The sequence below is a fragment of the Micromonospora sp. WMMD1076 genome (assembly GCF_029581475.1).
In the GTDB taxonomy this organism is placed as follows: Bacteria; Actinomycetota; Actinomycetes; order Mycobacteriales; family Micromonosporaceae; genus Micromonospora; species Micromonospora aurantiaca.
In genome coordinates, this window is sequence record NZ_CP120862.1 from 2848284 (window position 1) to 2861598 (window position 13315).

The following is a 13315-nucleotide window of genomic DNA, read 5'->3' on the forward strand; positions in this document are numbered from 1 at the left end:
GATGCAAGCTGTCCCGAGTAGCGATGCCCGACCGACCCGGGGACGGGTGGTGATGCTGGTCGACAACGGGGTCAACGGCGACTCCCGGGTGCAGAAGGCCGCCCGCTCCGCCGCCGAGGCCGGCTGGGAGGTGATCCTGGTCGGCATACTCAAGGGCGCGGTGACCGAGGACACCTGGCGCATCGGCGACGCCGAGGTCCGCCTGATCCGGATGCCCCGGCGGCTGACGCACCCGGTCGCGTACCGCCGGGCGCTGCTGCGCCGGCCGCTGGCGTACAAGCCGGGTCCGGACGCCAAGCGGCGGCTGAACACGCTGCGGGCCCGCCGGGACGACCTGACGTTCCGTCTCTCCGAGATCAAGGTTAACCGGGCGGCGGGCGGCCCCCGCTGGGCCGAACTGGCCGGCAAGGCCAGGCTGGCCGTGCCGTACTTCCTCAACAAGACGGCGTTCCAGTGGGTCAAGTTCCGCTCGGCGGAGCTGCAGCGGCTCCAGGAGAGCCAGCAGGACCCGAACTCGCGGCTCGACCGCGCCGCGCTGCGGTTCTGGCAGCGGGTACACGGCGACCGGGCCTGGCGCCGGCTGGATCCGGAACTGTGGGACTTCGAGCTGGCCTTCGCCTCGGTGGTGGACGAGCTGCGGCCGGACCTGATCCACGCGCACGACTTCCGGATGCTCGGCGTCGGCGCACGGGCGGTCGTGCGGGCCCGGGCCGGAGGCCGGGACGTCAAGCTTCTCTGGGACGCGCACGAGTTCGTCCCCGGCATCATCGGCCGGCCGGCCAACCTGCGCTGGCTGCCCGCCCAGATCGCCTACGTGCGGGAGCACGCGTCGTATGCCGACGCGGTCATCACCGTCTCGTCCACCCTTGCCGACCTGCTGCGGGAGAGCCACGACCTGCCCGAGCGGCCGGCCGTGGTGCTGAACGCGCCGCCGCGGTCGCTCACCGCCGAACAGCGGGCCACGCCGGTACCGGACATCCGGGCGATGTGCGGCATCGACGCCGGCACACCGCTGCTCGTCTACTGTGGCGGCATCAACCCGTCGCGCGGCGTGGACATCATGATCCGTGGGCTCACCGAGATACCCGAGGCACACGTCGCGCTGGTCTCGGTGCACCCCAACGGCAGGGCCCCGATCATGGACGAGCTGGAGGAGCTGGCCGCCGAGCTGGGCGTGGCCGACCGGGTGCACCTGCTGCCGTACGTGCCGCACTGGCAGGTGTCGGCGTTCGTCTCCCCGGCCGACCTCGGCGTCATCCCGATCCACCACAAGCCGAACCACGAGATCGCGCTGATCACCAAGTTCTTCGAGTACGCCCACGGTGGCCTGCCGATGGTGGTCAGCGACGTGCGGACGATGGCCGAGGCGACCCGGGCCACCGGGCACGGCGAGGTCTTCCGGGCCGAGGACCTGGACGACTACGTCCGGGCGGTGCGTACCGTGCTGGCCGACTCGCAGCGGTACCGGGCCGCGTACGACCGGCCGGGCGTGCTGGAGCAGTGGACCTGGGAGGCGCAGGCCCGGGTGATGGACGAGGTCTACACCCGGCTGCTGCCGAACCACCCCGGGCCGGTGCGGCCGGCGGAGGCGGACACGGCCGTCACGGCGGTGCCGAACCAGCGGACGGCGGTGCCGGTGCGCTGACCGGCGGGGAACGACAGCGGGGCCCGGCCGGTCGGCCGGGCCCCGCTGCGTCACCGTGTTCAGTCGCCCAGCAGCAGCCGGTCGTAGTCGGCCTGGGTGACGGCCCAGTCCCAGGTCTTCAGCACGTGCTCCGAGGCGGCCCGGCCGGCCTCCGCCCACGCCTGCTCGGTCGCAGTGACGGCCAGGATCCGCTCCGCCGCCTCCGCCGGGCTGTCCACCATCCAGTCAGCGGGGAACAGGGTACGGGCGCCGTGCGGCTTGCCGGCGAAGAACGGCCAGTCCCGCACCACCGGCACCGCGCCGCTCGCCACGCCCTCCACCAGACCGCAGTGGAAGCTCTCCCGCACCGAGGTGCTGAGGATGACGCCGACCTCCTGGAGCGCGCCCGGCACGTCGTCGGTCTGCCCGTAACGCCGGACCGCGCCCAGCGGCTCCAGTTCGGCCAGGTCCTTGGCAAGCAGCCGGCCGTAGTCCTTCGCCGGCTTGCTGGTCCGGTTGTTGAAGTTGCTGCCGATCAGCGTCAGGCGGTACCGCTCGTCGTGCTCGCGCAGCTTCCGCAGGACGTCGATCGCCCACCGCGGGTCCTTCGCCACCGAGCTGAACCCGACCAGCCCCAGCGTGAACCGGGCGTCGGCCGACTTGGCCCGGGGACAGCGCTGCAGGTCCATCGCGTTGTCGACCACCCACAGGCGCGGGGCGCGTTCGCCGGCGAGCTGCGGCAGCACGGCGGTGGACAGGTCCCGCAGGTGCTCGGAGACGAAGACGACGTCGTCGACCCGGGAGAAGTCCACCACGTGGGGCCAGAAGTTGAACGCCTCGAAGCTGTGCAGCCGGACGATGATCCGGGCGGTCCCCGGGTCGTGCAGCGTGAACAGCGCGGCGGTGGCCTGGCACCAGTCGACGAAGACGGTGTCGGCCCAGTCCAGGTGCGGCCGCAGCCACTCCTCGATCTTGGCCCCGTATGTCGACTCGGCGCCGAGCAGGTACTCCATCACGGTGCTGCCGCTGAGCGCCAGCGGACGGGTCACCGGGTCCTCGTACAGATCCAGGAAACGGACCTCCACGTTCGGCATGGCCCGGTAGCGCTCCAGGATCTCCTGGAGGAAGTTGTCGTTGATCAGCGTGGTGACCAGCAGCCGCAGCGGCCGGTCGGTGGGCGCCGGGGCGGCCGGGGCGAGCCGGCCTCGCGGCTCGGACAGCTTCCGGGCCGCCGCGCTCTCCCGGAACGGCGCCAGGAAGGCGCCCGGATCGTCGCTCATCGGCGAGGAGAGCCGGTCGAAGTGCAGCACCCGGTTGGACGCCAGGCTCCACGCCCGCGACACCGCCGCGGCGGCCTTCTTCGGGTCCTTCGCCAGCCGGGCGTCGGCCAGCGCGAGTTGGGCGCGGATCGCGTCGTGCAGGCCGGACGGGACGTGCCCGAGGGCCAGTTCGCCCTGCGCGGCCTTGGTGAGCACGTCCGCCCGGGTGGCGGCGCTGTTGATCCGGCTGACCGCGGCCGCGGCGGTCCGGGCGGCGACCGCCGGGCGGCCCGCCTTGACCGCGCTGTCGTGCAGCCGTACCGCGAGCTTGCTGCGCAGCCGGTCCGGTACGCGGGGCGCGGCCACCGCGCGGGACCAGAACCAGGCGCCGGCCGGGTTGCTCATGATCCGCTGGCCGGTCGCCTTCTGGACGGTGGTGCGCACGGTCTCCACCGCCGCCCGCTTGGCGCCCCGGGTGCCGATGCCGGCGGCCGCCGCGACCTGCCGCTCCAGCCGCTTGCCGACCGGCTCGGCACGGGGCGCGTCGAGCGCCCGCTGCGCCGGCACGAGCCCGTAGTGCGCACCGGCCCGGGTGTTGCGCTGGGCCATCTCCCACACCGTGTAGACCGACCGGGGGTCGAGGGCCACCAGCAGGTCGGTGGACCGGAAACGCTGCCGCAGCCACGCGTGACGCTGCGCGTGTAGCCAGATCTTGCGGTTGGCCTGCGCCCGGCCGAGCGCCCGCCGCAGCCGGGCGTCACGCTTCTCGGCGGGTACGACGAACGACCGTACCTCGGCCAGCGCCGGGTCGATCGGGAGTTCCTCGGCGTCGAAGAAACAGGCCACTGTGACGCGGGCACCGCGGCTGCGGAAGCGTTCCAACGCCTCGATCAGCACGGCCGGCTGCTTCGGCGCGGCGGCGGCCACGATGAGCACTGTGGTCACGGTCGGGCATCTCCCGTCGAGGGGGTCGTGGCCGGGGTGGCCGCGCCGGCGCCGCTCGGCCGGACGAGTTCGGTGAGGCGGCGGACCGCCGGGGCCAGCACGGCCGGCCGGGCGAAGCGGCGGGCCAGTTCCCGGGCGGCGGCCCGGTCCGCGTCCGTCGCCTTGAGGGCCATCCGGCCGGCCTCGACGAAGGAGCCGGCGAGCCGGTGCGGGTCGAGCCCGACCGCCCCGGTCCACAGCGGATGGCCGGCCAGCACGTTGCTCGCGTCGTGGTCGACGTCGTGGGCTGAGAGCACGGGCAGGCCGCTGGCCATGAACTCGTACACCTTGCCGGAGGTGACGAAGCGTCCGCCGACGAGCATCAGCACCAGCGCGTCCCAGGAGCCGTACGTCGCCGCCAGTTCGGCCTTCGGCACCGGGCCGCCGAAGCTGACCCCGTCGACAGCTGCCTCCTTGAGCAGGTCCATGTGCCGGTTGGCCTCACGCGCCGCGCCCGCGCCGATGTGCCCGCGCACCTCGAACCGGGACCGGGCCAGCAGCGGGTCGTCGCGCCGGGCGATCCGCCAGGCGTCCAGCACCGACTCCAGGAACGCCGGGCTGAAGTTGACCGAGCCCAGGTAGCCGAAGGTCAGCCCGGCGGCCGGGTCCGGCGAGCGGCCGGAGATGTCCGGGAGGCTGTCCTCGTCGTAGCCGTTGCGCACCACGTGCACCCGCTCGGCCAGGCGCGGGTACCGCTCGCGGTAGAAGCCGGCGATCGGGTCGTTGACGCACCACACCGCCTGCGCGTGCTCCAGCACCGTGGACTCCCACCGGCCGGACACCGAGTCGCGGGTGAACGCCTCGCCGCCGCCGATCACGTCGAGCGACCAGCCGTCGCGGAAGTCGACCGCGTACGGGATCTTGTGTTCCTCCCACAGCTTCCAGGTGGCCGCCAGGTTCACGTACGGGGCGCAGGAGGCGAGCAGCAGGTCGGCCGGATGCTCGCGGTGCAGCCGCAGCACCGCCTTCTCCAGCTCGTACCGCCAGCCGCCGAACACCGGCTCCGGGAACGCCTTCTGCTCGCGCTTGCGCAACCGCTTGATCCAGCCCGCCGGGTCCAGCGAGCGCTCCTCGGAGAACACCCGGATGTCGGTCTCCAGGTCCTCCCGGATCAGCGGCAACTCGACCACCCGCACCCGCGGGTCGACCTTCTCGGAGAGCGTGTGGTCCAGGCCGTACTCCCGCTCCCACGCCTGCTGGCAGATCGTGATGACGGTGATGTCCCAGCCCTGGGCGACGAACTGGTTCGCCGTCTCGCGCAGCCGGTACGCGCTGCTCTTCGCCGCGGGCGGGAAGCCGATGGCGAGGTAGATGGCGTGCGGCCGCTTCCCGCCGCGCGAGCGCGAGAGCGGGACGGTGCGGTTGGTCATCGCGGATAACCGATCGTGAGGAGGGCGCGGGTCGTCATGCCAGGTGCCGCCGCAGCGTCTCGGCGACCCGCCGGGCCGCGCGGCCGTCACCGTACGGGGTGCCGCGTGGCACCTCCGGGACGGGCCGGGTCGCCGTGGCCGCCCACCGGTTGCCCAGCTCGCGCGGATCCGGCACCAGCACGTTCCAGCCGTCGGCCAGCGTCTCGACCCACTCCGTCTCGGTGCGCAGCGTGGTGCACGGCCGGTCCAGCAGGTACGCCTCCTTCTGCAGGCCGCCCGAGTCGGTGACCACGCCGGTGGAGCCGACCACCGCGGCCACCATCGCGGCGTACGGCAGCGGCCGGCCGGCGTGCAGCGCGCCCCGGTTGAGCTTCAGCCCGTGCTCGTCGGCGCGGGCGACCAGCCTCGGGTGGGCCAGCAGCGCGACCGGCACGGGCAGGTCGGCGAGCGCGTCGAGCAGCATGGCGAGCCGCTTGGGGTCGTCGGTGTTCTCCGCGCGGTGCAGTGTCGCGAGCAGGTAGGGCGCGTCCGGGTCGATGCCGCCGGGCAGCGCCGGGCGGGGCTGTCCGCCCCGCGCCACGTCGTCGCGGACCCGCAGGCAGACGTCCACCATGACGTCACCGACCAGCTCGGTACGGGCGGCCAGGCCCTCCGTGGCCAGGTGCCGGACGGCCTCCTCGGTGGGGGCCAGCAGCAGATCGGCGGCGTGGTCGGTGAGCACCCGGTTGTGCTCCTCCGGCATCCGCCGGTTGAACGACCGCAGTCCGGCCTCCAGGTGCGCCACCCGCAGGTGCTGCTTCACCGCCGACAGAGTGCCGGCCAGCGTCGAGTTGGTGTCGCCGTACACCAGCACCCAGTCCGGCGCCTCGGCGGCGAGCACCGGGTCCAGGGCGGCCAGCGTGTTGCCGGTCTGCACGCCGTGGCTGCCGGAGCCGATCCCCAGGTGCACGTCCGGGTCGGGGATGCCGAGACCGGAGAAGAAGACGTCGGACAGGTCGGCGTCGTAGTGCTGACCGGTGTGCACGATCACGTGCTCGCACCCGTCCTCGGCGAACGCCGCCGCGATGGGCGCCAGCTTCACCAACTGCGGTCGGGCGCCGACGATGCTGACGACCTTCACACGTGACTCCTCGTGATCTGCGACGGATTCTCGGTGCGGACCGGCCGCTGCCCGAGTCGGGAGGCCGTGGACCCCGGCCACGTGGCCGGGCCGGTGCCCGCAGGCCCTAGGAATAGTAGTGCCCCGTCCGGCACCGGACGACGTACGCGGACGTGGCCGGCACGTGATGGTGGGCCGGGCCACCCCTCGTCACCGGACGCCGCCGCCCCGACGGGGAGCACGGTGACCGGTGGCGTGGAACGGGACACGAGGGACCAGCCTAACCGAACCGGCCGGATCACCCCGATCCGCCGGGTGCCCGGCCGGGGGCGGGTGCCCGCGGCGGCGCCGCCCGGTCACCGCGGGGACGTCCCGCCGTCGGTGGATCGTCGCCGACTCTTCACCGGGCCGGGCGAGCCTGGCCCGGGGCCGCGGTCCGGCTTGCGTACACTACGGCGCCATGACCGCCCCCGGGCCCGAGACCCGTACCCGCACCGCAGACGCAGGTGGGTCGGTGGCCGACGCCACTGACGAGACCCCGAAGCCGCCGGCCTCCGAGGGCGCGGACCGGCCCGCCGACGCCGCGCCGCAGCAGCAGGCGCAGGCGGCCGCGCCGGAGCGCGCCGACCGCCCGGGGCGGTGGCACCGGATGCGGCCGGACCTGCTGGTCGCGGCGATCTACCTGGCCGGCGCGTTCTGGGTGACCGCGCGGGGTTGGATGAACCCCGACGGCCGGCTCCTCGGCAGCCGCCCGAACGACCAGGGCTTCAACGAGTGGATGCTGGCGTACGCCGCGCACGCGGTCAGCAACCTGGAGAACCCGTTCTTCACCACGTTGCAGAACGCCCCGGACGGCGTGAACCTGATGACCAACGTCGGCATGCAGCTGCCCGGGCTGGTGCTGTCCCCGGTCACCCTGCTGTTCGGCGCGCCGTTCGCGTACCTGCTGTTCATCACGCTCAACCTGGCCGGTACGGCGTACGCCTGGTACCACGTGTTGTCCCGGAACCTGGTCTCGTCGCGGGCGGCGGCGTTCGCCGGTGGCCTGTTCTGCGCCTTCGCGCCGGCGCTGGTGTCGCACAGCAACGGCCACCCGCACATCACGGCCCAGTGGCTGGTGCCGTTCATCCTGTGGCAGGTCGTCAGGCTGGCCCGGGACGGCCGCCCGGTGCGCAACGGCCTGGTGCTGGGCGCGCTCGTGGTGGCGCAGTTCTTCGTCAGTCTGGAGATCCTCTTCCTGACCGCGCTCGGCTGTCTGATGATGGTGATCGGCTACGTGATCTTCCGGCCGCGCGAGGCGCTGCGCCGGGCCGGGCCGATGCTCGGCGGGCTCGCCGTGACAGGTGTGCTCGTCGGGGCTGCCGCCGCGTACCCGCTGTGGATGCAGTTCGCCGGCCCGCAGCACCGGGTCGGTCACCCGGGCAACCCGGACGTCTACGCGCTGACCCTCGGGTCGTTCGTGCGGTACGCCACCGAGTCCGTGGCCGGCAGCCCCACCAGTGCCCTGCGCTGGGGCCCGAACACCACCGAGCAGGCCAGCTTCTACGGCTGGTCGGTGGTGATCCTCGCGCTGGGCGCCGCCTGGTGGCTGCGCCGCGAGGTCGTGGTCCGGGTGCTCGCCGTGGTCGCGCTGATCTCGGCCGTGTTCTCGATCGGCACCACCTGGACCGCCGGTACCCGGCGCACCGACGTGCCGGCGCCGTTCGCGCTGGTGTCCGAGCTGCCGGTGTTCGACTCGGTGGTGGTCTCCCGGTTCGCGCTGATCACCACGGTGGCGCTCGGCGTGCTGTTCGCGGTCGCCGGAGACCGGGTGACCCGGGTACGGGCAGGCGAGGCCGGCCGGTCCCGGCTGGTTCCCCGCCTGGCCGCGGTCGCGCTACTCGCCGCGTTGCTGCCGATCCTGCCCACCCCGCTGGAGGCGCGCGGGCGCAACCCGGTGCCGGACTTCGTCACCGCCGGCGTCTGGAAGGACCACGTCGCCCCCGGCCGCACCCTGGTGCCGGTTCCGGTGGACGGCATGACGTCGCTGTACTGGAGTTCCGCCGCGCTGGCCGGCTTCGCCGTCCCGGAGGGGTACTTCCTCGCACCCGTCTCCAAGACCGACAACACCGGACGGTGGGGCGTCGAGCCGCAGCCGACCGCGAAGCTGCTCACCGCCGTGTCGCGGGGCCAGCGGGACACCGCGGTCGGCCCGGCCGACGTCGAGCAGGCCCGCGCCGACGTGCGGCACTGGAAGGCCGACGCGGTGGCGCTGCCGGACCGGGCACGCCGCCACGACGACCTCAAGGTGGTGCTGGACGCGCTGTACGGGCCGGGCCGGCGGGTGGCGGACGTGTGGCTGTGGGACGTCCGCCCGCTCACCCGCTGAGCGTCACGGCGACCTGGTCCAGATGAGCAGCAGGTAGCCGCCGAAGTAGGTCGAGAACGCGGTGAGCGTGACCAGAACGGTGACGGCCCGGGCCCGACCCGCCCGGGCCAGGCCGACGGCGGCCGGCAGCAGCAGCGCGAACGCCGGCAGCAGGAACCGCGCCTTCGAGTGGTAGTAGCCCGCCGCGCCGAGCGTGGTGACGAGCATCAGCCCGCTGAACAGCAGCAGTTCCCAGGGCTGGCGGTCGATCACGCTCAGCACGAAGAACATCAGTGCCAGCAGCAGCACCACGCTCACCACGAACATCTGCGGCGTCGCGGACATCGCCAGCACCTCGCGCCCCCGCTGGAACGTGTCGACGCCGAAGTCGAAGTGGCTGCGCCAGCCGGCGGACTGGATGTGGAACCAGCCGTCCGGCCGCCCGGTCTGGACGCCCACCCAGGTCAGGTAGCCGAGCCATCCGGCCGGGGCGAGCAGCATGGCAACCCATGGCCGCCAGCCGTCCCGGCGCCGGACCACAGCCAGCAGCGCGGCCAGGCCGACCACCGGGATCAGCGACGAGGCGGTGGGCCGGGTCAGGCCGGCGAACAGGCAGAGCACGCCCGCGGTCAGCCAGTGGCGGCGCAGCAGCGCGTACAGCGTCCACGCGGCCAGGGCGGTGAACAGCGTCTCGCTGTAGGCCATCGACTGCACGACGGCGTGCGGCAGCGCCGCCCAGAGCGCGGCGAGCAGTACGCCGGTGCGGCGGTCGTGCAGGTACGAGCCGATCGCGTACAGCGCCCAGGCCGCCGCCACGCCGGCGAGCGTGGCCACCGCCAGCCCGGCGGTGCGCGGGCCGAGCGGGGTGAGCCGTTCCACCACGCCGATCAGGGCCGGGTACAGCGGGAAGAACGCCAAGTCGCTCTGCACCTGCTCGTACCCGTCGTAGCCCCGCTGGGCGATGGCAAGGTAGTACGTCGCGTCGGACAGAGTCAGCTCGCGCACCGGGGAGAGGTTCAGCGACCGGGCCCAGACGTACACGGTCAGCACGCCGATCAGCCGGATCACCGTGTACAACGCCAGCGCGGGCGTCGCGTCCCGGGCGGCGTCGCGCAGCCGCCGGACGGGGCCGGGCCGGACGCGGGCGGTTGGGGCCGGGCCGGTCGGCGGGGCTGGTGCGGGCCGGCTGGGTTCCTCGGTGGTCACCACGTCCATTGTGCGGTCCCGTTCGCGCTGAGCTGCGATTGTCCGGCGGCCCGCGTGGCGCGGCCGGCGACCCGGCGAACGACCCGGAGCGGGCGCCGGTCGTTGAACAGGATGGAGGGTAGCAACCGTCACACCAGGTCGTGGGGCACCGGCGGCGGCGGGCGTTCGAGCCCGATCCGCTGTCGTAGACTCGCTCGGGTCCGCGGGCGCGGTGCTGGCGACGACGAAACGGGCAGGAATGGGATCTGACGGCACGACCGCAGCGGCGGGCACCCGGGGACGGGTCGTGATGCTGGTGGACAACGGGGTCATCGGGGACTCCCGGGTGCAGAAGGCGGCCCGTTCCGCCGCCGACGCCGGCTGGGACGTCGTGCTGCTCGGCCGCGCGCCGGTCGGCAGCCCGCAGAGCTGGCGCCTCGGCGCCGCCGAGGTACGCCTCGTGCCGATGCCCGAGCCGTTGGCCCGCCGCCGGCACGAGTTCCGCCGGGCCTGGCTGCGGCACCCGCTTGCCTATCCGCCCAGCGGCATCGCGGCGCAGCGTACCCAGGCGGTGAAGGCCTGGCGCGCGGACCTGGCGGTCCGCCGGGCGGCGCTCACCGTCGCGGCCAGTGGGTCCGGCGCGGGCCGGCCGGGCGGGCTGCCCTGGGTCGCGCTGCGCGCCGAGGAGAAGCTGTCCGGCCTGACCCGCAAGTGGGTCGGTTTCCGCAACCGCCAGCTCACCCGGGCCCGCAAGGGCCGCAAGCTGGACGGCCCCTGGGACCGCGCGTACACGCTGTTCTGGCGCAAGCTGCGCGGCGACGGCGCGTGGCGGCGCCTGGAACCGGGCCTGTGGGACTACGAGCTGGCCTACGGCCCGGTGGTCGACGAGCTGGCGCCGGACCTGATCCACGCCAACGACTTCCGGATGCTCGGCGTCGGCGCCCGCGCGAAGGTCCGGGCCGCCGCGAAGGGCCGGCGGATCGCGCTGCTCTGGGACGCCCACGAGTACCTGCCCGGCGTGCAGCCGTGGCGCGACAACGCCCGCTGGCTGCCCGGCAACGTGGCGCACGAGCGGGAGTACGTGCCGTACGCCGACGCCACCATGACCGTCTCCGGCGGCCTGGCCGACCTGCTGCGCAGCGAGCACGGGCTGACCGAGCGGCCGGCGGTCGTGCTCAACGCCCCGGCTGTGGATGAGTTGCCCGCGGATCCGGCCGGGCCGGCGCCGGACATCCGCGCCCGCTGCGGGCTCGGGCCGGACGAGCCGCTGCTGGTCTACAGCGGGGTGGCCGCCGCCAAGCGCGGTCTCGGGGTGATGGTCGAGTCGCTGCCCCGGCTGCCCGGCGCGCACGTCGCGTTCGTGGTCAACAAGCCCGACTCGGCGTACGTCCGGGGCCTGGTCACCCGGGCCGGCGAGCTTGGCGTGGTGGACCGGGTGCACGTGCTGCCGTACGTGCCGCACCACCAGGTGGTCCGGTACCTCGGCGGCGCGCAGGTCGGCGTCATCCCGATCCAGCACTGGCCGAACCACGAGATCGCGCTGATCACCAAGTTCTTCGAGTATTCACACGCCCGCCTGCCGCTGGTCGTCTCCGACGTGCGCACCATGGCCGAGACCGTCCGGGAGACCGGTCAGGGCGAGGTGTTCCGCGCCGAGGACGTGGCCGACTTCGTCCGCGCGGTCACCGCGGTGCTCGCCGACCCGCAGCGGTACCGCGCCGCGTACGACCGGCCGGGCCTGCTGGCCGGCTGGACCTGGGAGGCGCAGGCGCGGGTGCTCGACGAGGTCTACTCCCGGCTGCTGCCCGACGCGCCGCCCCGGCCGACGCCGCCGGCGCACGCCGCGGTGGAGCCGGCACAGGTGGAGGTGGGCGCGTGAACGGGCCGGACGTGACGGTGGTGGTCGCCGTCTACAACACCATGCCGTACCTGACCGCCTGCCTCGACTCGCTCGTCGGGCAGACCATCGGCCGGGACCGGCTGGAGGTCGTCGCCGTCGACGACGGCTCCACCGACGGCAGCGGCGCGGAACTGGACCGCTACGCCGAGCGGTACCCGGGCACGGTCCGGGTGCTGCACCAGGCCAACTCCGGTGGCCCGGCGGCGCCGAGCAACCTGGCGCTCGACCACGCCCGCGGCCGGTACGTCTTCTTCATCGGCTCGGACGACCACCTCGGCCCGGAGGCGCTGGAGCGCCTCGTCGACGCCGCCGACCGGTGGGACTCCGACGTGGTGCTCGGCCGGATGGTCGGCACCAACAAGCGCTACGTGCACCAGGCCGTCTACGCCACCACCCGGGAGCGGCTCGACCTGTTCGACAGCGACCTGCCCTGGTCGTTGTCGAACACCAAGCTGTTCCGCCGGGACCTGATCGAGCGGCACGGCCTGCGGTTCCGTACGGACATGCGGATGGGCAGCGACCAGCCGTTCACGCTGGAGGCGTGCTTCCGGGCGAAGAAGGTGTCGGTCCTCGGCGACTACGAGTTCTACTACGCGGTCAAGCGGGACAACGCCCAGAACATCACGTACGCCAGCCGGTTCGAGGAGCGGTTGCGCTGCGCCGAGGAACTCGTCGGGTTCGTCGCCGGCCTGATCGAGCCCGGCCCGCGGCGGGACGCGGTGCTGGTGCGCCACTTCACCTGGGAGGTGGCGAAGCTGCTCCGCGCGGAGTTCCTCGCCCTCGCCCCGGACGTGCAGCGGCACGTCCACGACCGGATCCGCAAGCTCGCCGAGGCGTACCTGACCGACGGGGTGACCGCCCGGATGGCGTCCGAGGAGCGGCTGCGGGTGGCGGTGGCGCGCGACGGCGACCTGGACGCGCTGTGCACGCTCATCGGCCAGCAGTCCGACCGGTCGCTGCCCGAGGTGGTCGTCGACGGCGACCGCTGGTACGCCGACCAGGTCGGCTTCCGCGACCCGGCGTTCGGCTACCCGGACGACTGGTACGACGTCACCGAGCGGGCCGCCGCGATACTGGCCAAGCTGACCGCGACCGGGCTGGCCTGGGGACGCGACGCCGCCGGGGCGCGGGCCCTGGTGGTCACCGCCCGCAGCCGCTGGGCCGAGCTGGCCGAGCTGAGCGCGGAGGCGCTGCGGGTCAGTGTGGGCGATCTGACGGGCGTCACGTCGGCCGAGTCCTCCGGCAGCGGTACCGTCGTACGAACGGACTTCGCGGTGGACCGGTTGCTGGCGGTCGTCGCGGGGACAGGCGAGCGTCGTATCGTACGCGCCGAGGTCTCCGCCCTGGGCGGGACGGGCTCGGCGCCGTTGCGCACCGACCGCCCCGTCGCCGCACCCCGGCTGGTGGCCCGGCGCGGTGTCCGCTGGCACCTCGTCACACCCACCACGAACCACAAGGGCCAGGTGATCGTCGCGATCACGCCGGTGACCCCCGGTCGGTTCCTTGCCCGCCTGCGCCGAATCTGGCCCTCTGGAGGAAAGTAGTTC

8 protein-coding genes are annotated in these 13315 nt (G+C 73.7%); 4 read left to right on the plus strand and 4 right to left on the minus strand.

The genetic code is table 11. From position 1 onward, the window contains the following. Positions 1-52: 52 nt before the first annotated feature. On the plus strand, positions 53-1645 hold the full coding sequence (locus O7622_RS13805; protein ID WP_282313714.1) for a glycosyltransferase: 1593 nt from the start codon (positions 53-55) through the stop codon (positions 1643-1645). A gap of 59 nt (positions 1646-1704) precedes the next feature. On the opposite strand, the gene O7622_RS13810 is transcribed toward O7622_RS13805, so the two are convergent. The 3 genes from O7622_RS13810 to wecB are packed head-to-tail and all read right to left on the minus strand — an operon-like array spanning position 1705 to position 6357. Continuing rightward, complete coding sequence (locus tag O7622_RS13810; RefSeq protein ID WP_282313715.1) at positions 1705-3828, minus strand: glycosyltransferase family 1 protein; 2124 nt, start codon at positions 3826-3828, stop codon at positions 1705-1707. Continuing rightward, the gene (locus tag O7622_RS13815; RefSeq protein WP_282313716.1) at positions 3825-5237 is read right to left on the minus strand and encodes a glycosyl transferase; all 1413 of its coding nucleotides are present in this window, start codon (positions 5235-5237) and stop codon (positions 3825-3827) included. Before O7622_RS13815 ends, O7622_RS13810 begins: the two co-directional genes overlap by 4 nt. Before the next feature lie 34 nt (positions 5238-5271). Further along, positions 5272-6357: a UDP-N-acetylglucosamine 2-epimerase (non-hydrolyzing) gene (gene wecB / locus O7622_RS13820; protein WP_282313717.1), complete on the minus strand. Its 1086-nt coding sequence runs from the start codon at positions 6355-6357 to the stop codon at positions 5272-5274. Positions 6358-6796: 439 nt separating this feature from the next. On the opposite strand from wecB, the gene O7622_RS13825 reads away from it, so the two are divergent. Beyond that, positions 6797-8704, plus strand: a complete 1908-nt coding sequence (locus O7622_RS13825; protein ID WP_282313718.1) for a hypothetical protein — start codon at positions 6797-6799, stop codon at positions 8702-8704. 3 nt (positions 8705-8707) lie between these two features. On the opposite strand, the gene O7622_RS13830 is transcribed toward O7622_RS13825, so the two are convergent. Further along, positions 8708-9898: a hypothetical protein gene (locus O7622_RS13830; protein ID WP_282313719.1), complete on the minus strand. Its 1191-nt coding sequence runs from the start codon at positions 9896-9898 to the stop codon at positions 8708-8710. Between the two features lie 280 nt (positions 9899-10178). Between O7622_RS13830 and O7622_RS13835 the strand changes: the two genes are divergently transcribed. Together O7622_RS13835 and O7622_RS13840 are read left to right on the plus strand one after the other, a co-directional pair. Next, complete coding sequence (locus tag O7622_RS13835) at positions 10179-11747, plus strand: glycosyltransferase family 4 protein (protein WP_282314136.1); 1569 nt, start codon at positions 10179-10181, stop codon at positions 11745-11747. After that, positions 11744-13312 carry a glycosyltransferase gene (locus O7622_RS13840; RefSeq protein WP_282313720.1) on the plus strand — a complete coding sequence of 523 codons (1569 nt, stop codon included), beginning with the start codon at positions 11744-11746 and terminating at the stop codon, positions 13310-13312. Before O7622_RS13835 ends, O7622_RS13840 begins: the two co-directional genes overlap by 4 nt. Positions 13313-13315: the final 3 nt, after the last annotated feature.

What these genes read in the sequence shown, in the direction of transcription:
- O7622_RS13835 (WP_282314136.1), top strand. Translation starts at nt 10,179, where the DNA reads ATGCTGGTGGACAACGGGGTCATCGGGGACTCCCGGGTGCAGAAGGCG.
- O7622_RS13830 (WP_282313719.1), bottom strand. Translation starts at nt 9,898, where the DNA reads ATGGACGTGGTGACCACCGAGGAACCCAGCCGGCCCGCACCAGCCCCG.
- O7622_RS13825 (WP_282313718.1), top strand. Translation starts at nt 6,797, where the DNA reads ATGACCGCCCCCGGGCCCGAGACCCGTACCCGCACCGCAGACGCAGGT.
- O7622_RS13815 (WP_282313716.1), bottom strand. Translation starts at nt 5,237, where the DNA reads ATGACCAACCGCACCGTCCCGCTCTCGCGCTCGCGCGGCGGGAAGCGG.
- O7622_RS13805 (WP_282313714.1), top strand. Translation starts at nt 53, where the DNA reads ATGCTGGTCGACAACGGGGTCAACGGCGACTCCCGGGTGCAGAAGGCC.